Here is a 24275-nt window from a genome sequence, read left to right as displayed (position 1 = left end):
TCACGCTCAGAGGGTAACTAGGTGTAAATTTATCTGCGAAAATGAACAAAAAAGCGCAGCCTGACAGACGGATAAATCCGCATAAGATAATGGAGAGAATCGAATGAAACGCCTTTTGATGATGACGGCGGCGGCCACGATGGCCCTGCTGCTTGGCGGATGCGCGACGACCATCCGCAGCGATGTCACCACCTTCCACCAGTGGCCGGCGCAAATCGAAGACAAGAGTTATGTCTTTGAAACGCCACCGGCAATCGACAACACCCTGGAATACCAGAGCTACCAGAACCTGGTGCGCGGTCAACTGGCGCAGCTGGGCTTCCGCGAGGCGAACATGGGCGCCGCGCGCCTGAAGGTGGCGATGCGCTTTACCACCACCGAGGTGGCGGTGCGCGTGGTCGAGCCGGCGATGCCGCCGATGTACAGTGCTTATCCCTACTACCGCTTCGGCCCGCGTTTCGGTCCACGCGGGCGCTTCGCCAGCTGGCACCACCCGTTCTACGATCCGTTCTGGAGCCCGTTCCCGGCCTACGAGGTGTCGATCGAGCCGCGTTACCGCCGCGAGCTCCAGGTCTCGATCAAGGATGCCAGCGACAAGCGCCTGTTCGACGCGACCGTGCATAACATCAGCCGCGAGCTGTCGACGCCGGCGGTGATGCCGGCACTCGTGCACAGCGCCTTTGCCGGCTTCCCCGGCCCGAATGGCGCAGTGCGGCGCGTCGAGCTGCGGCAGACGAACGGTTAAGGACCGGCTGCCCCGGCAGCAAAAAAAAGCCGGAACGTTCGCGTTCCGGCTTTTTTCGTTTGTACGGGATGCTTCGGCGTCAAGGAGTGAAATACGCCTCGGATGCAAAGGTGATCAGCACCACCAGCAGCACCGCCGCCAGCAGCACCAGCAACAGCCGGCCGAACCGTGGCGAGCCGACCGTGTCGGGCTCTTGTGGGTCGTGGTCGTCGCTGAACTCTCTCATGGCAGCAAAATCGTCGAGCCGGTGGTACGGCGTGCTTCGAGGGCGATGTGCGCATCGGCGGCTTGTGCCAGCGGGAAGCGCTGGTTGATGCCGATTTTGATCTTGCCGCTGCCGACCATATCGAAGAGGTCGGCCGCCATCGCTTCGAGTTGCGGACGCGAAGCGGCGTAGGCCGCCAGCGACGGCCGCGTGACGTAGAGCGAATTGCGCGAGGCCAGCTCGCCCAGGGAAAACGGCGGCACCGCGCCCGACGAGTTGCCGAAGCTAACCATCAGGCCGCGCGGCTGCAGGCAGTCGAGCGAGCGGAAGAAGGTATCCTTGCCGACCGAATCGTAGACGACCGGCACCATCGCCCCATCCGTAATCTCGCGTACGCGCGCCACGATGTCCTCGGTGTTGTAGTTGATGACGTGGGCAGCGCCGTGCGCCAGGGCCAGCTCCGCCTTCTCGTTTGACCCGGCGGTGCCGATCAGGTTCACCCCGAGTGCGCGCGCCCACTGGCAGGCGATCAGGCCGACGCCGCCGGCGGCCGCATGGAACAGGATGGTCTGGCCCGGCTGCAGGGCGTAGGTCTGGCGGAACAGGTATTGCACCGTAAGGCCCTGGAGCATCATGGCGGCGGCCGTCTCGAAATCGATGCCGTCGGGCAGGCGCACCAGGATGTCGGCCGGCATGGTGCGCACTTCGCTGTAGGCGCCGTTCGGCCGGCCAGCATAGACCACCCGGTCGCCGGGCGCCACGTGGGTCACGCCCTCGCCCACCGCCTCGACCACCCCGGCGCCTTCCTGGCCCAGCCCGGACGGCAGCGGCAGCGGATACAGGCCGGTGCGGAAATAGACGTCGATAAAATTGAGCCCGATTGCATGGTTGCGCACGCGCGCTTCGCCCGGACCCGGTTCGCCCACCTCGACATCGACGTATTCCAGTACTTCCGGCCCGCCGGTGCGGTGCATGCGGATTGCCTTGGCCATCATTCGTTTCCTTCCTTTTTATTCATGATTTGCTGCTCATCATTTGCTTAAGTACCAGATGCGCCGTGGCGACATTCGTCGCGCAAGCGATGTCGTGCACGTCGCAGGCGCGCACCAGGGCGTTGATGTCGGGTTCGTGCGGCTGCGGCGTCATCGGATCGCGCAGGAAAATCACGCAGTCGAGTTCCCCCGTGACGAGGTCGGCGCCGATCTGCAGGTCGCCGCCGAAGGGGCCGGAATGCTTGCACTCGACCGCGAGGCCCAGTTCGTTGATCAGGCGCGCGCCGGTGGTGCCGGTGGCCGTCAGCGAACACCCTGCCAGGAAATCGCGGTACTCGCCGGCCAGCGTGATCATGTCGTCTTTTTTCTTGTCGTGCGCGATGAGCGCGATACGTGACTTCGGTGGCTTCATTTTACGGCGCCTCCTTCCTGTTTTTTGCGTGACAGCGTGTAGATTCCTGCCAGCACCAGCCCGGTTCCGGCCAGTTGCACGGCGGTGACGGGTTCGCCCAGCACCAGCGCACCCAGGAACAGCGTCGAGACCGGCCCGATCATGCCCGCCTGCGAGGCGGCGGGCGCGCCGATGCGCTGGACCGCCACCATCGTCATGAATACCGGGAAGATAGTACAGAAGATCGCATTCACGAGCGAGAGCCCATAAACTTCCATTGGCTGTATCAGCAGCGTGGCGGGGCGCAGCGCGAAAAACTGCGCGATGCTGGCCGCGCTCGAGATGCACATGGCATAGGCCACCAGCCGCAGCGAGCCGATGCGGCGCACCATCTCGCCCGATCCCAGCAGGTAGACGGCATAGCTGATCGCCGAGCCGAGCACGAACAGCGCGCCGAGCGCAGTATCGCCGCCCCCGCCGGCCAGGTCGTGCACGAACACCAGCACGATGCCGAAGTAGGACAGCGCCAGCGCGACCCACTCGCGTACGCTGATCGGGCGCTTGAATACCAGGGCGGTGATGGCCAGCACGAAGGTCGGCGTCAGGAACAGGATCAGCCGCTCCAGGCCCGCCGTGATGTACTGCAGGCCGAGGAAGTCGAGGAAGCTCGACAGGTAGTAGCCGACCAGGCCGAGCCCGAGTATGCGCCAGCGGTCGGCCACCGCCAGGGGCGCTTCCGTGCGCATCTTCCATAGCGCGACCGCTGCGAACACCGGAAACGAGAACAGCATCCTGAAGGCGATCAATGTCACTGCGTCGATGTGGTACCGATACAGCAATTTGGCGATGACAGCCTTCGTAGAAAATAGAATGGCGCCAGCAACGGCGATGGCGAGGCCACCAAGAAAGACCGAACGTGGTATCGGAGTTGCAGTGGCGGCTGGTATCGGCTGGCTCATCCGACAATTGTACGGCCAAGCACGCAATCGAGCTCGGCTGAGGCCCTGAACGTAAAGCCGGCTCCGCAGTCCAATCGGAATAGTGATCATTCATGAGGACGAACAATGCCGAACTGGAGCATGGTGTGGCCGCCCGGCCACCTCGCGGGGAGCCCCCTATGACCGCCCTGATCCGCGTCGACACGCAACCAGGCCGCGAGCGGCCGTTCGTCATCGCCTGCCTGGCCCTGCTCGTCGCGGTGTGCTGGGCCTGCCTGGTGTTCCGCGCCCTGCGCATGGCGAACGTCGACCCGGCGTTGCCAAGCGCCGTGGCAGGCGGCAGCTTCAGCGCGGCCCTGGGCGCGGTTCCGCCCCCTTATCGCCTGCCCGACATTGTGGTGGTACTGGGCATGTGGGGCGCGATGCTGTCGGCGATCATGCTGCCGGCCACCACCCCGGCGATCCTGCTGTTTGCGCGCATTAACCGGCTGGTGCGGTCGGTGCGCTTTCCCAACCTGGCGACCCTGATGTTCGTCGCCGGTTGCCTGCTGGTGTGGGGCGGCTTCGGGGCCCTGGCGACGCTGGTGCAATGGGCGCTGCACGACGTCGGCGCGCTCGACGCCGGCATGGCGGTCGACAACCAGAGCGCCTGCGGCCTGGTGCTGGTGGCGGCAGGGGTCTACCAGTGGACGCCGGCCAAGCACGCCTGCCTGCAGCATTGCCGGGCCCCGCTGTCGTTCGTGGTCACGGGCTGGCGCCTGGGCCTGTTCGGCGCCCTGCGCATGGGCATGTCGCACGGCCTGTACTGCACCGGCTGCTGCTGGCTGCTGATGTTGCTGCTGTTCGCCGCCGGCGTCACCAACCTTGGCGCGCTGGTCGCCCTGGCGGGATTGGTACTGGCGGAAAAGATGCTGCCGGGCGGGTCCGTCGTTGCCTGTATCAGCGGACTGGCGCTCGTTGCGTGGGGGACACTATTGTTGTTTCCGCAAGCCTGAATGCGCGCTGAGTGCGACTTTCCACGGACGGGCCCATGTTAGAATGTCGGCCATTCTTGCATACCGTCTAAGGAATTCTCGACATGGCTGGACACAGCAAATGGGCCAATATCAAGCACAAGAAAGCCGCGACTGATGCCAAGCGCGGCAAGATCTGGACCCGCCTCATCAAGGAAATCACCGTCGCCGCACGCATGGGCGGCAGCGACATCAACGCCAACCCGCGCCTGCGCCTGGCGGTGGACAAGGCGGCTGATGCCAACATGCCGAAGGACAACGTCACCCGCGCCATCCAGCGTGGCGCCGGCGAACTCGAAGGCGCCAACTACGAAGAAATCCGCTACGAAGGCTACGGCATCGGCGGCGCGGCCATCATCGTCGACTGCATGACCGACAACCGTGTCCGTACCGTGGCCGAAGTGCGCCATGCCTTCAGCAAGTTCGGCGGCAACATGGGTACCGAGGGTTCGGTGGCCTTCATGTTCAAGCACACCGGCCAGTTCCTGTTCGCGCCGGGCGTGGATGAAGACAAGCTGATGGAAGCGGCACTCGAGGCCGGCGCCGAAGACGTGGTGCAGGACGAGGAAGGCGGCTTCGAAGTGCTGTGCGATCCGTTCGCATTTTCGAACGTGAAGGATGCGCTGGAAAAGGCTGGTTTCAAGGCCGAAGTGGCCGAAGTCATCATGAAGCCCGCTACCGAAACTGCATTCATCGGCGAAGACGCAATCAAGATGCAAAAGCTGCTCGACGCACTGGAAAACCTGGACGACGTCCAGGAGATCTATACCAACGCCCTGATTGAAGAATAAGCGACAAGACTATGAAGATCCTGGTAGTCGGCTCCGGTGGCCGTGAACATGCCCTGGCCTGGAAACTGGCCCAATCCGAACGCGTGCAGGTGGTGTATGTCGCGCCAGGCAACGGCGGCACCGCGATGGATGCGCGCCTGGTCAACGTCGACATCACGGATCCGGCCCAGCTGGCCGATTTCGTCGTTGCCGAGCACATCGCCCTGACCCTGGTCGGCCCGGAAGCGCCGCTGGCCGCCGGCATCGTCAACCTGTTCCGTGCACGCGGCCTGAAGATCTTCGGGCCGACGCGCGAAGCGGCGCAGCTGGAAAGTTCAAAAGACTTCGCCAAGGCGTTCATGCAGCGCCACGGCATCCCGACCGCGAAATACCAGAGCTTTTCCGATGCCGCCGAAGCGCATGCCTATATCGATGCGAACGGCGCGCCGATCGTCATCAAGGCCGACGGCCTGGCGGCCGGCAAGGGTGTGGTGGTGGCCATGTCCCTGGAGGAAGCCCACGCGGCGGTCGACCACATGCTGTCGGATAACGCCTTTGGCGACGCCGGCGCCCGCATCGTCATCGAGGAATTCCTCGCTGGCGAAGAAGCGAGCTTCATCGTCATGTGCGACGGCAAGAACATCCTGCCGATGGCTACCTCGCAGGATCATAAACGCCTGAAGGACCGCGACGAAGGCCCGAACACGGGCGGCATGGGCGCCTACTCCCCTGCCCCGATCGTTACCCCGGCGATGCATGCCCGCGTGATGCGCGAGATCATCAACCCGACCATCCAGGGCATGGCCAAGGACGGCATCGTGTTCACCGGCTTCCTGTACGCCGGCCTGATGATCGACGCCGAGGGCAACCCGCGCACGCTGGAATTCAACTGCCGCATGGGCGATCCGGAAACCCAGCCGATCATGACGCGCCTGAAAAGCGATTATGTGACCGTGCTCGAACACGCCTGCAACGGTACGCTCGACGCCGTCGACCTCGAGTGGGACCGCCGCACGGCGGTGGGCGTGGTGCTGGCCGCCGCCGGCTACCCGGACAGCCCGCGCAAGGGCGATGTCATCGACGGCATCCCGCCCGAAACGCCGGAATGCGTGACCTTCCATGCCGGCACCACCATTGTCGACGGCAAGCTGCAGACCAATGGCGGCCGGGTCCTGTGCGTGGTGGGTCTGGGCGACAGCGTCAGGATGGCGCAGAAGCAGGCGTACGAAGGCGTGGAGAAGATCCATTTCGACGGTGCGCAGTTCCGCCGCGATATCGGGTGGCGCGGCATTAAGTAAATTGAGTTGCAGCTTCGCCTGCGACTTCGGATGAGTACGACCGCGTGGGCGGAGCCTTTCGTGGCCCGGCCCACCCTACAAAAAGCGCGCCTGCGGCGTTGCCGGTTTTGTAGGGTGGGCTCCGCCCACGCGGCCTCACCCTCACCTACCTTGCACCCTAGCGGCCAGCCACCGGCCGAACGCTTTCGTCCACGCCCCGCGCCACAGTGTACAATCGCCCCTTCATTTTTTGACTCCGCACACCCGCCCTATGTCCACCCCTTCTCCTTCGGCCATCAAAGCCTGGCTGCTCGACCTGCAGTCACGCATCGTTGCGGCGCTGGAAGAGGTGGACGGCAAGCCTTTTCTCACGGACAGCTGGGAACGCCCTGAAGGCGGCGGCGGCATCTCGCGCCTGATCGAAGAAGGCAATGTGATCGAACGTGGCGGCGTGAATTTCTCGCACGTCATGGGCGCCAACCTGCCGCCATCGGCGGCGGCAGCCCGTCCGGAGCTGGCCGGCCGCGCCTGGGAAGCCATGGGTGTGTCGCTAGTGCTGCATCCCCGCAACCCCTACGCGCCGACGGTCCACATGAACGTGCGGTTCTTCGAGGCGACCGCCGACGGCCTGGCGCCGGTGTGGTGGTTCGGCGGCGGCATGGACCTGACGCCGTATTACGGTAATGAAGATGATGCGCGCCACTTCCACCAAGTCTGCCACGATGGCGTAGCGCCGTTTGGCGAGGCGCTGCACGGCCGCTTCAAGACCTGGTGCGACGAATACTTTTATCTGAAGCACCGCAAGGAAGCGCGCGGCGTCGGCGGCATCTTTTTCGACGATTTCAACGAGCTGCCCTTCGATGAGGCCTTTGCCATGGTGCGCGCGGTCGGCGACGGTTTTCTGGACGCCTACCTGCCGGTCCTTCAACGCCGCAAGGACACGCCCTATGGTGAGCGCGAGCGCGATTTCCAGGCCTACCGGCGCGGGCGCTATGTCGAATTCAACCTGGTGTGGGACCGCGGCACGCATTTCGGACTGCAATCGGGCGGACGTACCGAGGCGATCCTGATGTCGCTGCCGCCGATCGTCAAATGGCGCTACGACTGGCACCCGGAACCGGGCAGCCCCGAGGCCGCGCTGTACACCGACTTCCTGCCGCACCGGGACTGGCTCGCTTCGTGACCGCCTGCATCGCCCTGCTGGGGGGCAGTTTCGATCCCGTCCACCATGGCCACGTCGCGCTGGCGCGCCTGTTTGCCGATCTGCTCAAGCCCGACGCATTGCGCGTGATGCCGGCACGGCCCTGGCAAAAAGCGGCCTTGCAGGCAAGCGACGAACAACGGGTGGCGATGCTGGAGCTGGCGTTTGCGGATGCCGGCCTGGATGTGATCATCGACCAGCGTGAACTCGCACTGGGCAGCCCGACCTACACCGTCGAAACCCTGCGCGGCCTGCGCGCCGAACTGGGTCCGGATGCCTCGATCGTGTTCCTGATGGGCGCCGACCAGTTGCAGCGCCTGGACAGCTGGCGCGACTGGCAACAGCTGTTCGTGCTGGCCAACCTCGGCATCGCGGCGCGGCCGGGCTATACGCTGGACCAGGAAGCGCTGCCGCCTGCGGTGGCCTCCGCACTGGCGCCACGCCTGGCGTCACCAGAACAAGTGCACACCACGCCCGCCGGGCTGGTGTGCCTGGCGCACACACTCGCGGTCGATATTTCGGCCACGCAGGTGCGCGCGGCACTACAGGAGGGGGGCGAATCCCGTACGGACATGAACTTGCTCGTCGCCCCGGTAGTGCTAGACTATATTCAACAACATAATTTATACAAGAGCTAATGGATATCAAAAAACTGCAAACGGTCGTCGTCGACGCCCTCGAAGACGTCAAGGGCCAGGAGATCATGCTGTTCGACACGACCGGGCTGACCAGCCTGTTCGATCGCATCGCGGTTGTCTCGGGTACGTCGAACCGCCAGACGAAGGCGCTTGCCGCCTCGGTGCGCGACAAGGTCAAGGCAGCAGGCGGCGACGTCATCGGCCTGGAAGGCGAAGACACCGGCGAATGGGTACTGGTCGACCTGGGCGACATGATCGTCCACATCATGCAGCCGGCCATCCGCCAGTACTACCGCCTGGAGGAAATCTGGGGCGAGAAGCCGGTCAAGCTGGGCGCCGCCAAGCGCAAGTCGACGCCGGAAGCCATCGACGCTGCCGAGCCGAAAGTGAAATCGAAGCACCTGGCCGCGAACCAGGATGCGCCGGAAGTCAAGCCGGTCAACGAGCGTAAACCTGCTGCAAGGAAAGCGGCAGCGAAAACCGCTGCGACGAAGACGGCGGCAGCGAAGAAGCCGGCAGCCAAGAAGGTACCAGTCGGCAAAACCGTCAAGGTATTACCAAGCAAGACCGAGATCGCCGCCGTCGAGGCGACCAAGGCCAAGCCGCCGAAGCGTACGCCGAAGGCCGCCGCCGCTCCTGTCGATGCCGAACCGGTGAAGAAAGTCATCAAGCGCGTCGCCAGGAAAGTTGCCGAGTAACTTATATAAAGTAAGTTTCAATGCAACTGATCATCGCCGCGGTCGGCCATAAAATGCCGGCCTGGATTGAAACCGGTTTTACCGAGTACACGAAGCGCATGCCACCCGAGCTGCGCATCGTGCTCAAGGAAATCAAGCCGGTCGAACGTTCGGGCAGCAAAACGGCCGCGACTGCGATGGCGCTCGAGCGCGAGCGCATCGAAGCCGTGCTCCCGAAAAGCGCGCGCATCATCGCCCTCGATGAGCGCGGCAAGGACCTGACAAGCGTCGGGCTGTCTCAACAATTGTTGAACTGGCAGCAGGACGGCCGCGATACCGTATTCCTCATCGGCGGCGCCGACGGACTCGACCCCGAGCTCAAGGCCCGGGCCGAAGGCCTGATCCGTATTTCAAGCATGACCTTGCCTCACGGCGTAGTGCGCGTCATGCTGGCGGAACAGCTCTACCGTGCCTGGTCCATCACCCAGAACCATCCGTACCACCGCGTCTGACGGCAGCCATCCCATGAAAGTGCTTGATAAAAAAATCTACCTCGCCTCGAAAAGCCCGCGGCGGCGCGAACTGCTGCGCCAGGTCGGCGTGGACTTCGACCTGCTGATGCTGCGCAGCGACCCTGTGCGCGGCGCCGACGTGACCGAAGACGTGCGCCCCGGCGAACTGGCGCACGATTACGTGGTGCGGGTAGCGCTCGAAAAAGGCGCGTTTGCCTGGAAGGTGCTGCAGCAGCGCCGCCAGCCCCTGCGCCCGGTACTGACCGCCGACACCACCGTCACGCTCGAGGACGAAATCCTCGGCAAGCCCGGCGACCCGGCCGAGGCGGCCCTGATGCTGGAACGCCTGTCGGGCCGTACCCACCAGGTCCTGACCACGGTGGCGGTCCACTTCACCGACATGGCCGAGCACATCACGCAAGTGTCGAACGTGCGTTTTGCCAAACTCACCCCGCAGGCCATCCGCGCCTACTGCGCCACCCCCGAGCCTTACGACAAAGCCGGCGGCTACGGCATCCAGGGCCTCGCTGCCCTGTTCGTCGAGCATATCGAGGGCAGCCATTCGGGCATCATGGGCTTGCCGCTGTTCGAGACGGCGGGGCTGCTGCGCAAGGCGGGTGTGCTGATTTAAATCGATGGCCTGTGCGCGGGGCTTGGGTACGCGACCCCGGGGTCCCCGCCATACGTGCGGAACCGCCGCACCGCGTGGGCTCAAGAGCCCACCCTACCACTCCCGCCCAGCGTGTATCATGGCACTCTGAACAATATCCCCGTGCGCAGCGTCCATGAACGAAGACATCCTCATCAATATCACCCCGCAGGAAACGCGCGTGGCGCTCGTCCTGCAGGGCGCGGTGCAGGAGTTGCACATCGAACGCACGCTGACGCGCGGTCTCGCCGGTAACGTGTATTCGGGCAAGGTCGTGCGCGTGCTGCCGGGGATGCAGTCGGCCTTCATCGATATCGGCCTGGAACGCGCCGCCTTCCTGCACGTGGCCGACATCTGGGAAGCCCGTCCGCACGACAACACCAACGTGCCGCCGACGCCGATCGAAAAGCTGCTCTTCGACGGCCAGGTGCTGACCGTCCAGGTCATCAAGGACCCGATCGGCACCAAGGGCGCGCGGCTGTCGACCCAGATCTCGATCGCGGGGCGCATGCTGGTGTACCTGCCGCAGGACAACCACATCGGCATCTCGCAAAAGATCGAAAAGGAAGCCGACCGCGAACTGCTGCGCACGCGCATGGCAGGCCTGCTCCCCAGCGACGAAAAGGGGGGCTACATCGTGCGCACCCAGGCCGAGGACGCGTCGGACGCCGACCTGCAGGCCGACATCGATTATCTGCGCAAGACCTGGGCGGCGATCCAGAACGGCGCCCGCACCCGCCCCGCCACCAGCCTGCTGTACCAGGACCTGAACCTGGCCCAGCGCGTGCTGCGCGACTTCGTGCACGATGAGACGGCGACGATCCAGGTCGATTCGCGCGAGAACCACCTGAAACTGGTGGAGTTTGCCCAGGTCTACACGCCCAGCGTGCTGGCACGCCTGCAGCACTACACCGGCGAGCGCCCGCTGTTCGACCTGTATGGCGTCGAGGAGGAAATCCTGCGCGCACTGGGCCGCCGCGTCGATTTGAAATCCGGCGGCTACCTGATCGTCGACCAGACCGAGGCGATGACGACGATCGACGTCAACACCGGCGGCTATGTCGGCGGACGGAATTTCGCCGACACGATTTTCAAAACCAACCTGGAAGCGGCCCACGCCATTGCGCGCCAGTTGCGCCTGCGCAACCTGGGCGGGATCATCATCCTCGACTTCATCGACATGGACAACAACGAGCACCGCAACGCCGTGCTCGCCGAATTGAAGAAAACCCTGGCGCGCGACCGCACCAAGGTCTCGGTCAGCGGCTTCTCCGCTCTGGGCCTGGTCGAAATGACCCGCAAGCGCACCCGCGAATCGCTTGCCCACATCCTGTGCGAGCCTTGCCCCGCCTGCGCCGGCAAGGGACAAGTCAAGACCTCGCGCACGATCTGCTACGAAATCCTGCGCGAACTGCTGCGCGAAGCGAAACAGTTCAACCCGCGCGAGTTCCGCATCCTCGCCTCGCAAGAGGTCGTCGACCTGTTCCTCGAGGAAGAGTCGCAGCACCTGGCGATGCTGGGCGACTTCATCGGCAAGAAGATTTCGCTCCAGGTGGAAAAGGGGTATCACCAGGAACAGTACGACGTCATCCTGATGTGAGCTCGATGTGACTCTCATATGAGCTTCCACGCCCGCTGGGAAGGCCTGTGGCAGGCCCTCGGCAAGCCTCTACCTGCCGGCCTGCTCGGCGCACTGCTGGCGGCCTACGGCGAGCCGCAGCGCCATTACCACACCCTGCAGCACCTGGCCGAATGCTTCGCCCATCTCGACGAAGCGCAGGCGCCGGCGGGCCAGGCCCGTGAGGTCGAGCTGGCCCTGTGGTTCCACGATGCCGTCTACGACGTGCACGTACGCGACAACGAAAGGCGCTCGGCCGACTGGGCGCTACGCGACCTGGGCGCTGCCGGCCTGCCGCCCGGGCTGTGTGAGCGCGTCGCCTTCCTGGTCATGTCCACCGCCCACGACGCCCCGGCTGCCTCGCCGGATGCGCAGCTGCTGACCGACATCGACCTGGCGATCCTGGGCGCCCCTCGCGCACGCTTTGCCGAATACGAGCGCCAGATCCGCGCCGAGTATGCCCATGTGCTGGCTGCGCTGTTTGCCGGCAAGCGCAGGGAGGTGCTGCAGGGCTTCCTTGAACGCGACCGGATCTACCAGACCGCGCATTTCGCCACCAGATATGAGCAGGCGGCGCGCGCCAACCTGGCGCAGGCCATTGCATTGCCGGGCTGACGCACCACGGCGTTGTGCCCGCTGATTCACAGGCCCCGCCTTTGAAGCTACCCATTCGCCTTGAGGAGCGCACAATTCGTTCCCGATTCGCGCTTTCCCTTGACTTGGCGGACCAAATTCCATAGCGTCGGGACAGGTAGCAGTTTTCGCGATCCGTGAATTGCGACACATCAACTTGGCTTTGACATGGGCAAACAAATTTCAGGCCACAACAGCAAGGTGCGTATACCTCGTCAGGATGGACTGCCCGACGGGCCAGCCAAAGCGGTGTCGGACGCGCGCGATGCCGCCGACGCAGCTGAACTACTGAGCCTCACCCAGAACCAGATGCTGGTCAACCAGGCGCTGATCGAGAAGATTCTCGCGCTCCAACAGGCCGAGGAAGCGCTGCGTGCCTCCGAACAAAAACTGCACGAGCTGCTGGCGCACCAACTCGCCACACGCGAGGATGAACGCAAGCGCATTTCGCAGGAGCTGCACAATTCGCTCGGCCAGAACCTGCTGGCGCTGCGCATCGACATCGTCATGCTGCACCAGCACACCACCAAGCGCCACTATCGCCTGCGCGACCGCATCGGGTCGGCGCTCGACAATGTCGATATCACGCTGCGTACCGTCAAGGAGCTGATGGGCGAGCTGCGCCCGTCTGGCCTGGAACTGGGCCTGCACGCCACCGTCGAGTGGGAGTTGCGCAAGTTTGGCCGTGCCAGCGGCATCGCCTGCGAGCTGGGCGCCGGTCCCGGCATCCCCGAGCTGGTCGTCGGCGAAGAAGAAGTGCTGACCGTGCATCGCGTGCTGCAGGAGTGCCTGAACAACGTGTTCCGCCATTCCCTGGCAAGCCGGGTCAACGTGCGCCTGGACAGCGCCGGCGACCGGCTGTCGATGCGCATCATCGATAACGGCATCGGCTTCGACCCTGCCGCACCCCGCAAACCGAGCAGCTTCGGCCTGCTGGACCTGCATGAGCGCGTTGCCGGGCATGGCGGCGAGCTCATCGTGAAGCGCGGACGGACCCATGGTACCGAGGTGACGCTCAGCATTCCTATCGCTCCTGCTTGTCTGAATGCATCCGCGGTTCATACAATCGGATAGAATGCAGTTTTAGAAACATCCATCTGCCCGCCTATGGCGCGTTCTTCGTCAACGGGCCACCTTTCTGTTGCCTGAACGCTATGCCAATACCGACCGAGCTGTTCGCGACGCTGATGGGACGCCTTGCCACCGATAATGCTGCCGGGAGCGCCGCAGAAGCGATCCGGCTCTGGCAAACCCTGTTTCGCAAATTCAGTCCCCTGATCGGGCCCCTCAGCGCGGAGCTGCTGTTCGTGCGCAGCCTGAGAGCGCACGAAGCGGTCTTCCCCTGGCTCCCGCGCGTCGGGCCGGGCGCGACGCGCACCGCGTTTTCGGAGTTCGAGCGCAGCCTCGACAGCCGTACGGCAGAGGACATCGTCGCCGCCAACCATGCGCTGCTGTCGACTTATATTACGGCGCTGGCGGACCTGATCGGCATGCGCTTGGCAGTCAAATTCCTGGGCACGGCATTTGCAGACGATACAACGAACAAGAAGATTGAGGAGTAAGCGTCATGACCGACAAAATTGAGCTGCGCCTGCTGGCAACGGGCGTTCCTGGCCTTGACACCGTCCTTGGCGGTGGCTTGCCCGAGCTGTCGTTCAACATCATCGGCGGCGCTCCCGGCAGCGGCAAGACCACGTTTGCTCAACAAGTCATGTTCGGCCTGGCTTCCCCCCAGCGCCGTGCGTTATTTTTTACCGCAATGGGCGAACCGCCCGTCAAAATGCTGCGCTACCAGCAGCAATTCAGCTTCTTTGATTTCGACAAGGTCGGCAACGCGGTCAATTTCATCAGCCTCGCGCCCCAGGTCGAGGAAGGCAATTACGACGCCGTACTGGCCCGCATCCTGGAGGAAGTACACAAGCACGCGCCGGCACTGGTATTCATCGACTCGTTCCGCTCCTTCGTCCAGGGCGTGCGCGGCGACCACAAGGACATGGCGGCGCTGCAAGCCTTCGTGCAGCAACTGGTCACCCATATGACCGGCTGGAACGCCACCACCTTCCTCATCGGCGAGTACCTGGCCAACGAAGCAAACGAGAACCCGATTTTCACGGTCGCGGACGGCATCGTCTGGCTTCACCAGCACGTGCAGCGCAATGTGATGTCGCGCAAGCTCCAGGTCATCAAGATGCGCGGCCAGCAGCAGCGCCCGGGCCTGCACGCATTCCGCATCAATCGCGATGGCCTCGAAGTGTTCCCGCGCCTGTTGCCGAGCATCGAACCAGCTCACCTGAGCGAGCAGAGGCAGGCGGTGCGGGCGCGGCTGTCGAGCGGCGTGCCGGTACTCGACGAGATGCTGGGCGGCGGCTATCCGGCAGGCTATTCGGTGCTGATCAGCGGGCCGACCGGCTCGGGCAAGACGGTGCTCGCGACCGAGTTCCTGGCCGCAGGCGCCCGCAATGGCGAAACCGGCGTCGTCGCCCTGTTCGAGCGCAATCCGACCCAGCTGATGAACACCCGGCTGGACGACCTGGTGCGCTCCGGCCAGGTCAGCCTCGCCAGCGTCAGGGCGCTCGACCTGTCAATCGACGAAACCCTGCACGACCTGGTCGGCATTATCGAGCGGACGAAGGCGACGCGGGTGGTCCTCGACTCGATTCCCGGCCTCATGATGTCGCTCGAGCCCGAGGCGCGTGAGGATTTCACGGAATCGCTGTACCGAATGGCAACCGTGCTGGCGAGCAAAGGTGTGACCCTGTTGATGACCAACGAAATGGAGGACCGTTTCAACGAACTCCGGTTCAGCTCCTACGGCAGCGTGGTCCTGGCCGATGCCGTAATCATGCTGCGCTATGTCGAAGACCAGGCGGAGCTGCACACCGTGATCTCGGTGGTCAAGGTACGGGGCTCGAAGCACAGCCGCCAGATCCGCACCTTCGACATCGCCGATGAGGGCGTCGTGATCGGCAGCGGCCCTGCGCCCTACGATGCCATCCTGCTCGGGAACCCGCGCAGCAGGAGCTGAGCTTGTAGAGGGAACGGGTCGTCGATTCGCTCCTTGCCAGCGCCGTCAGTCGCGCCATACCTCAAAAAACGCCAGCTCCAGAGCTGGCGTTTTTGCCGATTATCCCGCCCACGCCCCCGCTTGCAGTGTCGTGTCCGACGCATGCTGCAATGCACTATTATTTCCCTTTAAGAATACTAAGTACTTGCAAAACTTGCAACAGATTTATCTTTTGTATATTCATATTGAACACGAAATATTCTCAATAGAAACAAGCACTTGTCGACATTTTTTACACGTATTGATGAAATCGGAATTCAACGAATCCAAGCGGTTGATTCGATGCATTATTTTTTTCAGGCACGGCAATTGCTTTACTTAAAGTTCCTCCCTCCTGACGACGAATTGTCGAAAGAAAACAATGAATTCCGTTAATAAACTTATTTGTGCTGCAGCGCTTGCGCTGAGCACGACCGGTGCCGCAATCGCGAGTCCGGTCATGAACAACTGGGTCTTCAATCCGACGGGTGGCGGCTTCGCTGGCGGCCAGGTCATCAATGAATACCTGGACTTCAACGGCAACGCCTTCCTCCAGCTCACCTCGACCGGCGGCACCTCGTTCTCGTTCAAGGAGACCGCGGTCTTCAACACCCAGCAGGCAGACAGCAATGGCCAGCTGTTCCCGGTGAATTTCCCAGGCGGCAACATCACTGCAACCTTTGAAGCACTCGGCACCGGCACTTTCGGCGGCCGCTTCAATTTCAGCAGCGGCACCCTGCGCCTGTACCAGAACCCTGTGAACAACCAGTATGCCGGCACGAATGGCTACTACGGCGCGAACCTGGGCGAGATGATCGCCGAGTTCGACGTGCTCGGCGGCGGCGGCATCGTCGACGAGAGCGGCGTGCCGACGCGCAATGGCCAGGTCAGCGTGTTCGCCAAGGCGGGGCCAGGCATGCTCGACGCCGGCTATTTCTTCACCAAGAACGGCAAAGACTTGTCGAGCGAATCGATCCTGTCGTTTGCCTTCACGAATGCAAACACGCTCGGCTCGCCGACCAGCCGCCTGGTCAACGAAGTGGCTTGCCAGTTCGCCGGGTTCATGGGTCCGGGCTGTGGCGCCGGCACCTATGCCAACCGTCCGGGCGAGTATTTCTTCGTCGGTGCGAACGGCCAGTTCAAGCTCGGAGAAGTACCGGAACCAGGCTCGCTCGCCCTGTTCGGCATCGCGCTCGTGGCTGCCGGCGCGGCCGCACGCAAGCGTAAAGCCCTGCAGAAGTAAGACTGTGCAGGCGTAGGACAACAAAAAAGCGGCCTCGGCCGCTTTTTTGTGTTTACTTTGCTGCGCTCGGGAAAAACAGCTGTTCTCCCGCCGGTTTGAAGGCGGCGATGCGCGCCTGGGCCTCGGGCGAGGTAATCCATTCGATCAATTGCTTCGCGCCACGATAGTTCACGCCGGGATGCCTGGCCGGATTGACGGCAATGATGCCGTAGGGGTTGAACATGCGCTTGTCGCCCTCGACCAGGATGGCCAGGCCCGTTTTCGCCTTATAGGCGCCATAGGTGGCGCGGTCGGTCAGCGTGTACGCCCGCATCTCGGCCGCCATGTTCAGCACCTCGCCCATGCCCAGGCCTGCCGACACATAGCTGGCACCTGCCGGCTTGATGCCCGCCGCCTGCCAGTAGCCCTTTTCCATCAGGTCGGTGCCCGAGTTGTCGCCGCGCGAAATGAACCTGGCGCGGCTCGCCGCGATCTTCGCGAACGCGGCGACCACGTCCTTACTGCCCCTGACCTTCGCGGGATCCGACGGCGGGCCGACGACGAGGAAATCGTTGTACATCACGTCGGCCCGGGCTATGCCCCAGCCCTCGGCGACGAATCGATCTTCCAGTTGGCGCGCATGCACCAGGGTCACGTCGACATCGCCGTTCTTGCCCAGTTCGAGCGCCTTGCCGGTACCGACCGAGATCACATTCACCTTGATGCCGCTCTTCGCTTCAAAGGCGGGCAGCAGGTGCCTGAGCAGGCCGGAGTTTTCGGTGCTGGTGGTGGTGGAGAGGCGGATCACGTCCTGCGCCAGCAGCGGCGGCGAGGCGAACATTGCGCACAGCAGGACGGCGATCAGCAGGGTGGGCAACTTAGGGCGTTTCATCGATGTCTCCTTTGATGGGGCGGTATTCGAGGCGGCCGTCGCGCAGCTTCAGGCGGCGCACGCCGGGCAAGCCGATCAGGTCGCGGTCGTGGCAGGCCATCACCACGGTACTGCCCTTTTCCATCAGCGTGGGAATCAGGGCGATCACCTGCTCGCGCGCGGCGCCGTCGAGGTTGGCGGTCGGTTCGTCGAGCAGCAGCAGGCGCGGTTGCAGCACGCGTGCCCGCGCCAGCGCCACGCGCTGCTTCTCGCCGCCCGACAGGCGCGCCGGATCGGTGTCGGCCAGATAGGTCACGCCGGCCCAGGCCATCGCCTCCTCCACCAGTGGCGCCACGCGCGCTTTCGCTTCGCCGCGCGCCAGCAGGCCATAGGCGATGTTATGAAAGACGCTGGTCGAAAACATGATCGGGTGCTGGTGGACATACACGATGGCCTGGCGCAGCGCCTTCGGATACGGGTGCAGGGCAAGGGGCTTGCCCTCGAATTCGACCTGCCCGGCTTCGACCCTTTCCAGCCCGGCCAGCGCGCGCAGCAGCGTGCTCTTGCCGACGCCGTTGGCTCCGGTGAGCACATAGGCGCTGGCGGCCTCGAGCCGCAATTCGTCGATGTCGAACAGCAGCCGCTCGCCGTGGCGCCGGGAGAGGCCGCGCACCGTTAACAGAGCACTCATACCCTTCCTCCCGCCGTATGGGCCTCGCCCTGCAGCAGCATCAGCGCGCCGTTCATCAGGAGCGCCAGGGCCACCAGCACGATGCCGAGCGCAATCCCCTGCGCGAACTCGCCCTTGCTCGTTTCCAGCGCAATCGCGGTGGTGATCGTCCGCGTTTCGCCTTCGATGTTCCCGCCGACCATCAGCGCGCAGCCGACTTCCGAAATCACGCGTCCAAAACCGCTGATGGCGGCCGCCATCACGCCATAGCGCGCCTCGTGCAGCACGGTGGCCATCACGCGCCAGCGCGAGGCGCCGAGGGCGCGCGCGGTCTCGGCATAGCGCGCGTCGAGCGCCTGCACCGCCGCCAGGGTAAAGGCAAGCAGCACCGGCAAGCCCACCACGCACTGCCCGAGGATGATGCCCGGCTGCGAGAACAGCCACTCGAGCGAACCGAGCGGCCCGCGCCGCGACAGCAGCAGATAGAGGAGCAAGCCGATGAGGACCGTCGGCAGCGACAGCGCGCACTGCGCCAGCCAGACGGCGATGCGACGGCCCGGGAAGCGGTGCATGGCGATCGCATACCCCAGCAGCACGGCCGGGGGCGCGGCCAGCAGCAGGCCGATGATGCTGGTCTTGAGCGACACCCAGATGATGCGCCACAGGGCCGCGTCGCCGGAAAACAGCAGCGCGAAGGCGTGCGCCGTGGCGTCGTACAGGGACATGGTGCCTGGACTTGTCAGGCCGGCGGGCCCGGCAACGCCGTGCCCGCTGGCATGGGACCTGTCAACTCCAGCAGCGCCGGCTCGAACACCAGCCGCTCCTGCCCGGCCAGCAGCAGGAAGTGCTTGCCGCTGCAGCGCGCCAGCAGCGACATGCCGACCCGTTCGGCCACCATGTGTCCCATCTGCGTGGTGCCCGAGCGCGACAGCAGGAAGGGAATGCCCATCTGGGCGCCCTTGATCACCATTTCGGACGTCAGGCGGCCCGTGGTGTAGAACACCTTGTCGTCGCCGCGCATGCCGTCCAGCCACATCAGGCCGGCGATGGCGTCGACCGCGTTGTGGCGGCCCACGTCCTCGACGAAATACAGCAGCTCGCCGCTGCTGGAAAACAGCGCGCAGCCGTGCACGGAGCCGGCCTGCTTGTAGATCGATTGCTGGGTGCGGATGGTGTCGACGATGCGGTAGACGACCGACTGCTGCAGCCGGGCGGACTCGCTGAGCGAAATAGTCTCGATCTCATCCATCAGCCCGCCGAATACCGAACCCTGGCCGCAGCCGGTGGTGACGACCTTTTTCGCGGTGCGCTCTTCCACGTCGGCGATGCCGTTGCGAGTGACGACCGCCACCGCATCGACCGACCAGTCGACCTGCACCGAGACCACGTCCTCGATGCTGCGCACCAGGCGCTGGTTGCGCAGGTAGCCGAGCGTGAGCGCCTCGGGTGCGCCCCCCAGCGTCATCAGGGTGACGAGCTCGCGCTTGTCGACGTACACCGTCAGCGGGCGCTCGGCGGGAATCGAGATGGTGGAGCGACGCGCCCGCTCGTCGAGCACGCTCACCTCGCGCGTGAGGTGGGCGTGCGCATCGGAGAGTTGAGGCTGGTAGCGTGGGAGATCGGGACAGTTCATGTTGCCAATTGTGCCATGCCCTCCAGAATTTGGCCGCCACCGTAGCTGCCCTGCGGTGCGACCTCCCCGCCCGACGTCACCTTGATGGCGCAATACTTAAATTCGGGGATTTTCCCGAAGGGATCGAGCGCCGCGTTGGTCAGGCGGTTGATCGCCGCCTCGTAGTAGCAGAACGGCACGAAGATGGCACCCACGGGCGAGCTGTCGTCGGCACGCGCCCACAAGACCACCTCGCCGCGCCGCGACGCGATGGTGATCGCGTCGCCCGGCTTCACGCCCAGGCGTTCCAGGTCGAGCGGGTGCACCAGCGCCACCGGATCGGGCTCGAGCGCGTCGAGCACCGTGGCCCGGCGCGTCATGCTGCCCGTGTGCCAGTGTTCCAGCTGGCGGCCCGTGATCAGCACCATCGGGTACTCGGCGTCGGGGCGCTCGTCGGCCGGGATGATGTCGGCCGGGACGAAGCGCGCGCGGCCGCCCTCGCGCGGGAAGGTGTCGGTAAAGACCACCGGCTCGCCGGCGTCGCCCTCTGCCACGCAGGGATAGACGACTGCGCCCTCGCTTTCTAAGCGCTCCCAGGTGATGCCGCCGATGCTGGCCATCGTGCGCCGCATCTCGTCGAACACCTCGGACACGTGGCCGTAGTTCCACGGCAGGCCCAGCTGCTGCGCCATCTGCTGGATGATCCACAGGTCCTGTTTCGCCTCGCCCGGCGGGTCGATTGCCTGCCGGCCCAGCTGCACCAGGCGGTCGGTATTCGTGAACGTGCCGGTCTTTTCCGGGAAGGCGGAGGCCGGCAGGATCACGTCGGCCAGGTAGGCCGTCTCGGTCAGGAAGATGTCCTGCACCACCAGGTGCTTGAGCGCGGCCAGCGCGGCGCGCGCGTGGTTCGCGTCCGGGTCGGACATGGCCGGGTTCTCGCCCATGATGTACATGCCGCGGATCTGGCCGGCGTCGATGGCGTCCATGATCTCGACCACCGTCAGGCCCGGCTTCGGGTCGAGCGTGGTGTTCCACGCCGCTTCGAATTTCGCGCGCGCGGCCGGGTTGTCGACACGCTGGTAGTCCGGCAGCATCATCGGGATCAGGCCGGCGTCGGAGGCGCCCTGCACGTTGTTCTGGCCGCGCAGCGGATGCAGGCCGGTGCCGGGACGGCCGATCTGGCCCGTCATCAGCGCCAGCGCGATCAGGCAGCGCGCGTTATCCGTGCCGTGGATGTGCTGGGAGATGCCCATGCCCCACAGGATCATCGACCCTTTCGAGGTGGCATACAGGCGCGCGACGTAACGGATGGTCTCGGCGTCGATGCCGCAGATCGGCGCCATCGCTTCCGGGCTGTACTCGGCGACGTTCGCTTCCAGCTCGGCGTAGCCGATGGTGCGGCTGGCGATGAAGGCCTCGTCGACCAGGCGCTCGCTGACGATCACGTGCATCAGCGCGTTGAGCAGGGCCACGTCGGTGTCCGGCTTGAACTGCAGGCTGCGGTGCGCGTGGCGGGCCAGCTCCGAGCGGCGCGGGTCGAGCAGGATCAGCTTGGCGCCCTCCTTCACCGCGTTCTTGATCCAGGTCGCGGCCACCGGGTGGTTCACGGTCGGGTTGGCGCCGATGACGACGATCACCTCGGCGCGCATCACGTCCATCACCGGGTTCGACACCGCGCCCGAGCCGATCCCCTCCAGCAGGGCCGACACCGAGGAGGCATGGCACAGTCTGGTGCAGTGGTCGACGTTGTTGGTGCCGAAGCCGGTGCGCACCAGCTTCTGGAACAAATACGCTTCCTCGTTGCTGCCCTTGGCCGAGCCGAAGCCGGCCAGCGCGGCGCCGCCGTGCGTATCGCGGATCCGGGCGAGCGTGCCGCCGGCCAATGCCAGCGCTTCTTCCCAGGTGGCTTCGCGGAACACCTCGAGCACGCGGTCCGGATCCATCACGAACTCGCCCGTTTTCGGCATGCCGGCCCGGCGGATCAGCGGTTTCGTCAGGCGGTGCGGGTGGTGCGCATAGTCGAAACCATAGCGGCCCTTGACGCACAGGCGGCCATGGTTGGCCGGGCCGTCGCGTCCTTCCACGTACAGGATCTTGTTGTCCTTGACGTTGTAGGTCAGCTGGCAGCCGACGCCGCAGTAGGGGCAGACCGAATCGACCTGTTTGTCCGGGATGTTGAGGGCCACTTCGCGCGCCGGCATCAGGGCGCCGGTCGGGCAGGCCTGCACGCATTCGCCGCAGGCCACGCAGGTGGAGTTGCCCATCGGGTCGTCCTGGTCGAACACGATTTTCGCATTCTCGCCGCGGAAGGCCAGGCCGATCACGTCGTTCACCTGCTCGTCGCGGCAGGCGCGCAGGCAGCGCGTGCACTGGATGCAGGCGTCGAGATTCACTGTGATGGCGGCGTGGCTGGCATCCATCTGCGGCTGGCGCCGCGTCGGCGTGAAACGGGGCTTGCCCAGCCCGAGCTTTTCGGCCCAGACGTCGACCTCGTTCTTGCGCGTGTATTCCGCTTCGGGCATGTCGGCCAGCAGGAGCTCGAGCACCATCTTTTGGGCGGCGCGCGCGCGCGGGCTGTCGGTAGTGACCTTCATGCCGGCGGACGGATTGCGGCAGCAGGACGGCGCCAGCACGCGCTCGCCGTCGATCTCGACCATGCAGGAGCGGCAGTTGCCGACGGCGTCGAAGCCTTCCTTGTAGCACAGGCGCGGGATCTCGACGCCTTCGCGTTCGGCGACCTCGATCAGGGTTTCGTGGCGCAGCGCGACGACCTCGCGGCCATTGAGTTCGAAGGTGACGGTAGGGGTGATGGCGTTCATGGTTGCACCGGCGAGGTTATCAGCGGGGTTGTCAACGGGGTTGTCAACTCGTGCGGGAAATATTTGATGACGCAATCGAATGGATTCGGCGCGGCCTGGCCGAGGCCGCAGATCGAGGCGTCGCGCATGACCTGCGACAGCTCGCCCAGCAGGGGAACATCCCATTGCGGCTGGCGGATCAGGTCGAGCGCCTTGGCGGTGCCGTTGCGGCAGGGCGTGCACTGGCCGCAGGATTCGTCCTTGAAGAAGGCCAGCGTGTTGCGCGCGGCGGCCGTCGCGCTGTCGTGGTTCGACAGGATCACCACCGCGGCCGAGCCGATGAAGCAGCCGTAGGGCTGCAAGGTATCGAAGTCGAGCGGGATGTCGCCCATGCTGGCGGGCAGGATGCCGCCCGAGGCGCCGCCCGGCAGGTAGGCGTAGAAGCTGTGCCCGTCCTGCATGCCGCCGCAGTATTCCTCGATCAGTTCCTTGACGGTGATGCCGGCCGGGGCCAGCTTCACGCCCGGCTCGCGCACCCGCCCCGAGACCGAGAACGAGCGCAGGCCGCGCCGGCCGTTGCGGCCGAAGCCGGCGAACCAGTCTCCGCCGCGCTCGAGGATCTCGCGCACCCAGTGCAGCGACTCGAAATTGTGTTCCAGCGTCGGCCGCCCGAACAGGCCGACCTGCGCCACATACGGCGGGCGCAGGCGCGGCATGCCGCGCTTGCCCTCGATCGATTCGATCATGGCCGACTCTTCGCCGCAGATGTAGGCGCCGGCGCCGCGCCGCAGGTGGATGAGCGGCATGTTGTCGACCGGCGGATCGGCGCGCAGCTTGTCCAGCTCGGCTTCCAGCATGGCGCGGCAGCCGTGGTATTCGTCGCGCAGGTAGATGTAGATGGCCTCGATGCCCACCGCCCAGGCCGCGATCAGCGCGCCCTCCAGGAAGCGGTGCGGATCGCGTTCGAGGTAGACGCGGTCCTTGAAGGTGCCGGGCTCGCCTTCGTCGATGTTAATCGCCATCAGGCGCGGGCCCGCTTCGTTGCGGACGATGCGCCACTTGCGCCCCAGCGGGAAGCCCGCCCCGCCCAGGCCGCGCAGGCCGGACGCCTCCAGCGTCTTGATCACACTCTCGACCTCGTGCTCGCCGGCGACGCAGGCGCGCAGCAACCCATAGCCGCCGTCCTTGCGGTAGTCCATGTAGCCGACGTGATCCGTGACCTCGTCCGTGGTCGCACCGGCGCTGATCTTCGCCAGCACCGTTTCGACCTGCGCATGCGGCACCGCATGCTGTCCCACCACCGCCACCGGCGCCTGCTCGCAGCGGCCGACGCAGGGCGCTTCGAGCACCCGCACCTCGCGCCCCAGCAGCAGCGGCAGTTTCGCCAGCAGTTCGGCGGCGCCCGCCATCTCGCACGACAGGCCGGCGCAGACGCGCACGGTCAGCGCAGCCGGGGCGCCCTCGCCTTCCTTCACCACGTCGAAGTGGTGGTAGAAGGTCGCGACCTCGTAGACCTCGGTTTGCGCGATGCGCATCTCCTCCGCCAGCGCGGCGAGGTGATGGCTGCCCAGGCAGCCGAAGTGGTCCTGGATCTTGTGCAGGTGCTCGATGAGCAGGTCGCGCTGGCGCGACGCGGCGCCCAGCAGGGCCTGGACGTCGGCCAGAGCTTGCGGGTCGACGCGGCGGCCCTTCGGGGCTTCGCGCTTGCGCTGGCGGGTGGCGCCGGCGACGGCGATCGGGATGATGGGGTGGTTCATGGGGCGTCCCATTAAATGATCTGTGCTTCGTTGATGGATGATT

At 64.9% G+C, this 24275-nt stretch carries 25 protein-coding genes; 15 read left to right on the top strand and 10 right to left on the bottom strand.

The genetic code is table 11. The features are described 5' to 3' along the window. Window positions 1-103: 103 nt before the first annotated feature. A complete protein-coding gene (locus ACFPN5_RS16375; protein WP_379784833.1) occupies window positions 104-745 on the top strand; it encodes a DUF4136 domain-containing protein in 642 nt (213 codons plus the stop codon). Between the two features lie 79 nt (window positions 746-824). Here the strand turns inward: ACFPN5_RS16375 and ACFPN5_RS16370 are convergent, their stop codons facing one another. Genes ACFPN5_RS16370 through ACFPN5_RS16355 form a run of 4 tightly spaced genes read right to left on the bottom strand, consistent with a single transcriptional unit; the run spans window position 825 to window position 3292 of the window. Continuing rightward, the gene (locus ACFPN5_RS16370) at window positions 825-971 is read right to left on the bottom strand and encodes a hypothetical protein (RefSeq protein ID WP_379784832.1); all 147 of its coding nucleotides are present in this window, start codon (window positions 969-971) and stop codon (window positions 825-827) included. Next, complete coding sequence (locus tag ACFPN5_RS16365; protein WP_379785728.1) at window positions 968-1942, bottom strand: quinone oxidoreductase family protein; 975 nt, start codon at window positions 1940-1942, stop codon at window positions 968-970. The genes ACFPN5_RS16370 and ACFPN5_RS16365 overlap by 4 nt, the downstream gene beginning before the upstream one ends. 22 nt (window positions 1943-1964) lie before the next feature. Beyond that, on the bottom strand, window positions 1965-2354 hold the full coding sequence (locus tag ACFPN5_RS16360) for a methylglyoxal synthase (RefSeq protein ID WP_379784830.1): 390 nt from the start codon (window positions 2352-2354) through the stop codon (window positions 1965-1967). After that, window positions 2351-3292, bottom strand: coding sequence for a DMT family transporter (locus tag ACFPN5_RS16355; RefSeq protein ID WP_379784829.1), 942 nt, complete (start codon window positions 3290-3292; stop codon window positions 2351-2353). The genes ACFPN5_RS16360 and ACFPN5_RS16355 overlap by 4 nt, the downstream gene beginning before the upstream one ends. A gap of 158 nt (window positions 3293-3450) precedes the next feature. Here ACFPN5_RS16355 and ACFPN5_RS16350 point away from each other — a divergent pair, with 158 nt between their 5' ends. The 14 genes from ACFPN5_RS16350 (at window position 3451) to pepA (ending at window position 16545) form a co-directional block, all read left to right on the top strand. After that, window positions 3451-4266, top strand: a complete 816-nt coding sequence (locus tag ACFPN5_RS16350; RefSeq protein ID WP_379784828.1) for a DUF2182 domain-containing protein — start codon at window positions 3451-3453, stop codon at window positions 4264-4266. A gap of 83 nt (window positions 4267-4349) precedes the next feature. After that, window positions 4350-5075, top strand: coding sequence for a YebC/PmpR family DNA-binding transcriptional regulator (locus ACFPN5_RS16345; RefSeq protein WP_379784827.1), 726 nt, complete (start codon window positions 4350-4352; stop codon window positions 5073-5075). Between the two features lie 11 nt (window positions 5076-5086). Next, window positions 5087-6352, top strand: a complete 1266-nt coding sequence (gene purD, locus ACFPN5_RS16340; protein WP_379784826.1) for a phosphoribosylamine--glycine ligase — start codon at window positions 5087-5089, stop codon at window positions 6350-6352. A gap of 250 nt (window positions 6353-6602) precedes the next feature. Next, on the top strand, window positions 6603-7514 hold the full coding sequence (gene hemF / locus ACFPN5_RS16335; protein ID WP_379784825.1) for an oxygen-dependent coproporphyrinogen oxidase: 912 nt from the start codon (window positions 6603-6605) through the stop codon (window positions 7512-7514). Continuing rightward, window positions 7511-8170, top strand: a complete 660-nt coding sequence (gene nadD / locus ACFPN5_RS16330; protein ID WP_379784824.1) for a nicotinate (nicotinamide) nucleotide adenylyltransferase — start codon at window positions 7511-7513, stop codon at window positions 8168-8170. Before hemF ends, nadD begins: the two co-directional genes overlap by 4 nt. Beyond that, window positions 8170-8868: a ribosome silencing factor gene (rsfS, locus tag ACFPN5_RS16325; protein WP_379784823.1), complete on the top strand. Its 699-nt coding sequence runs from the start codon at window positions 8170-8172 to the stop codon at window positions 8866-8868. The genes nadD and rsfS overlap by 1 nt, the downstream gene beginning before the upstream one ends. A 20-nt stretch (window positions 8869-8888) precedes the next feature. Beyond that, the gene (gene rlmH, locus ACFPN5_RS16320) at window positions 8889-9359 is read left to right on the top strand and encodes a 23S rRNA (pseudouridine(1915)-N(3))-methyltransferase RlmH (protein WP_379784822.1); all 471 of its coding nucleotides are present in this window, start codon (window positions 8889-8891) and stop codon (window positions 9357-9359) included. A 13-nt stretch (window positions 9360-9372) separates the two neighbouring features. Continuing rightward, window positions 9373-9990: a Maf family protein gene (locus tag ACFPN5_RS16315; RefSeq protein ID WP_379784821.1), complete on the top strand. Its 618-nt coding sequence runs from the start codon at window positions 9373-9375 to the stop codon at window positions 9988-9990. Between the two features lie 154 nt (window positions 9991-10144). Then, entirely contained in the window at window positions 10145-11608 is a 1464-nt protein-coding gene (gene rng / locus ACFPN5_RS16310) for a ribonuclease G (RefSeq protein WP_379784819.1), read from the top strand. Between the two features lie 18 nt (window positions 11609-11626). Continuing rightward, on the top strand, window positions 11627-12241 hold the full coding sequence (locus tag ACFPN5_RS16305; protein ID WP_379784818.1) for an HD domain-containing protein: 615 nt from the start codon (window positions 11627-11629) through the stop codon (window positions 12239-12241). Window positions 12242-12427: 186 nt separating this feature from the next. Beyond that, window positions 12428-13333, top strand: coding sequence for a sensor histidine kinase (locus ACFPN5_RS16300; protein WP_379784817.1), 906 nt, complete (start codon window positions 12428-12430; stop codon window positions 13331-13333). An 80-nt stretch (window positions 13334-13413) separates the two neighbouring features. Further along, on the top strand, window positions 13414-13821 hold the full coding sequence (locus ACFPN5_RS16295; protein WP_379784816.1) for a hypothetical protein: 408 nt from the start codon (window positions 13414-13416) through the stop codon (window positions 13819-13821). A gap of 5 nt (window positions 13822-13826) precedes the next feature. Continuing rightward, complete coding sequence (locus ACFPN5_RS16290; RefSeq protein WP_379784815.1) at window positions 13827-15284, top strand: DUF7125 family protein; 1458 nt, start codon at window positions 13827-13829, stop codon at window positions 15282-15284. A 400-nt stretch (window positions 15285-15684) separates the two neighbouring features. Then, on the top strand, window positions 15685-16545 hold the full coding sequence (gene pepA, locus ACFPN5_RS16285) for a flocculation-associated PEP-CTERM protein PepA (RefSeq protein ID WP_379784814.1): 861 nt from the start codon (window positions 15685-15687) through the stop codon (window positions 16543-16545). Between the two features lie 52 nt (window positions 16546-16597). Here pepA and ACFPN5_RS16280 read toward each other — a convergent pair whose 3' ends face one another. The 6 genes from ACFPN5_RS16280 to ACFPN5_RS16255 are packed head-to-tail and all read right to left on the bottom strand — an operon-like array spanning window position 16598 to window position 24232. After that, window positions 16598-17365, bottom strand: coding sequence for an ABC transporter substrate-binding protein (locus ACFPN5_RS16280; protein WP_379785727.1), 768 nt, complete (start codon window positions 17363-17365; stop codon window positions 16598-16600). Between the two features lie 37 nt (window positions 17366-17402). Continuing rightward, window positions 17403-18086, bottom strand: a complete 684-nt coding sequence (locus ACFPN5_RS16275; protein WP_379784813.1) for an ABC transporter ATP-binding protein — start codon at window positions 18084-18086, stop codon at window positions 17403-17405. Beyond that, window positions 18083-18790: an ABC transporter permease gene (locus ACFPN5_RS16270; protein WP_379784812.1), complete on the bottom strand. Its 708-nt coding sequence runs from the start codon at window positions 18788-18790 to the stop codon at window positions 18083-18085. Before ACFPN5_RS16270 ends, ACFPN5_RS16275 begins: the two co-directional genes overlap by 4 nt. 14 nt (window positions 18791-18804) lie before the next feature. Continuing rightward, window positions 18805-19698, bottom strand: coding sequence for a formate dehydrogenase accessory sulfurtransferase FdhD (locus ACFPN5_RS16265; RefSeq protein ID WP_379784811.1), 894 nt, complete (start codon window positions 19696-19698; stop codon window positions 18805-18807). Then, a complete protein-coding gene (gene fdhF, locus ACFPN5_RS16260; protein ID WP_379784810.1) occupies window positions 19695-22496 on the bottom strand; it encodes a formate dehydrogenase subunit alpha in 2802 nt (933 codons plus the stop codon). The genes ACFPN5_RS16265 and fdhF overlap by 4 nt, the downstream gene beginning before the upstream one ends. Further along, the gene (locus ACFPN5_RS16255) at window positions 22493-24232 is read right to left on the bottom strand and encodes an NAD(P)H-dependent oxidoreductase subunit E (protein ID WP_379784809.1); all 1740 of its coding nucleotides are present in this window, start codon (window positions 24230-24232) and stop codon (window positions 22493-22495) included. The genes fdhF and ACFPN5_RS16255 overlap by 4 nt, the downstream gene beginning before the upstream one ends. Window positions 24233-24275: the final 43 nt, after the last annotated feature.

It is taken from the genome of Massilia niabensis (genome assembly GCF_042655085.1).
Classification (GTDB): domain Bacteria; phylum Pseudomonadota; class Gammaproteobacteria; order Burkholderiales; family Burkholderiaceae_D; genus Telluria; species Telluria niabensis.
This window is presented reverse-complemented; position numbering and strand designations above follow the sequence as displayed.

Bases quoted from the DNA above. Each gene is read 5' to 3' on its own strand.
- ACFPN5_RS16305 (WP_379784818.1), top strand. From the start codon at position 11,627: ATGAGCTTCCACGCCCGCTGGGAAGGCCTGTGGCAGGCCCTCGGCAAG.
- fdhF (WP_379784810.1), bottom strand. From the start codon at position 22,496: ATGAACGCCATCACCCCTACCGTCACCTTCGAACTCAATGGCCGCGAG.
- purD (WP_379784826.1), top strand. From the start codon at position 5,087: ATGAAGATCCTGGTAGTCGGCTCCGGTGGCCGTGAACATGCCCTGGCC.
- rlmH (WP_379784822.1), top strand. From the start codon at position 8,889: ATGCAACTGATCATCGCCGCGGTCGGCCATAAAATGCCGGCCTGGATT.
- rng (WP_379784819.1), top strand. From the start codon at position 10,145: ATGAACGAAGACATCCTCATCAATATCACCCCGCAGGAAACGCGCGTG.
- ACFPN5_RS16300 (WP_379784817.1), top strand. From the start codon at position 12,428: ATGGGCAAACAAATTTCAGGCCACAACAGCAAGGTGCGTATACCTCGT.
- pepA (WP_379784814.1), top strand. From the start codon at position 15,685: ATGAATTCCGTTAATAAACTTATTTGTGCTGCAGCGCTTGCGCTGAGC.
- hemF (WP_379784825.1), top strand. From the start codon at position 6,603: ATGTCCACCCCTTCTCCTTCGGCCATCAAAGCCTGGCTGCTCGACCTG.
- ACFPN5_RS16355 (WP_379784829.1), bottom strand. From the start codon at position 3,292: ATGAGCCAGCCGATACCAGCCGCCACTGCAACTCCGATACCACGTTCG.
- ACFPN5_RS16370 (WP_379784832.1), bottom strand. From the start codon at position 971: ATGAGAGAGTTCAGCGACGACCACGACCCACAAGAGCCCGACACGGTC.
- ACFPN5_RS16350 (WP_379784828.1), top strand. From the start codon at position 3,451: ATGACCGCCCTGATCCGCGTCGACACGCAACCAGGCCGCGAGCGGCCG.
- ACFPN5_RS16345 (WP_379784827.1), top strand. From the start codon at position 4,350: ATGGCTGGACACAGCAAATGGGCCAATATCAAGCACAAGAAAGCCGCG.
- ACFPN5_RS16295 (WP_379784816.1), top strand. From the start codon at position 13,414: ATGCCAATACCGACCGAGCTGTTCGCGACGCTGATGGGACGCCTTGCC.
- ACFPN5_RS16315 (WP_379784821.1), top strand. From the start codon at position 9,373: ATGAAAGTGCTTGATAAAAAAATCTACCTCGCCTCGAAAAGCCCGCGG.
- ACFPN5_RS16265 (WP_379784811.1), bottom strand. From the start codon at position 19,698: ATGAACTGTCCCGATCTCCCACGCTACCAGCCTCAACTCTCCGATGCG.
- ACFPN5_RS16360 (WP_379784830.1), bottom strand. From the start codon at position 2,354: ATGAAGCCACCGAAGTCACGTATCGCGCTCATCGCGCACGACAAGAAA.
- ACFPN5_RS16280 (WP_379785727.1), bottom strand. From the start codon at position 17,365: ATGTTCGCCTCGCCGCCGCTGCTGGCGCAGGACGTGATCCGCCTCTCC.
- ACFPN5_RS16375 (WP_379784833.1), top strand. From the start codon at position 104: ATGAAACGCCTTTTGATGATGACGGCGGCGGCCACGATGGCCCTGCTG.
- ACFPN5_RS16290 (WP_379784815.1), top strand. From the start codon at position 13,827: ATGACCGACAAAATTGAGCTGCGCCTGCTGGCAACGGGCGTTCCTGGC.
- rsfS (WP_379784823.1), top strand. From the start codon at position 8,170: ATGGATATCAAAAAACTGCAAACGGTCGTCGTCGACGCCCTCGAAGAC.
- ACFPN5_RS16270 (WP_379784812.1), bottom strand. From the start codon at position 18,790: ATGTCCCTGTACGACGCCACGGCGCACGCCTTCGCGCTGCTGTTTTCC.
- ACFPN5_RS16275 (WP_379784813.1), bottom strand. From the start codon at position 18,086: ATGAGTGCTCTGTTAACGGTGCGCGGCCTCTCCCGGCGCCACGGCGAG.
- ACFPN5_RS16365 (WP_379785728.1), bottom strand. From the start codon at position 1,942: ATGGCCAAGGCAATCCGCATGCACCGCACCGGCGGGCCGGAAGTACTG.
- ACFPN5_RS16255 (WP_379784809.1), bottom strand. From the start codon at position 24,232: ATGAACCACCCCATCATCCCGATCGCCGTCGCCGGCGCCACCCGCCAG.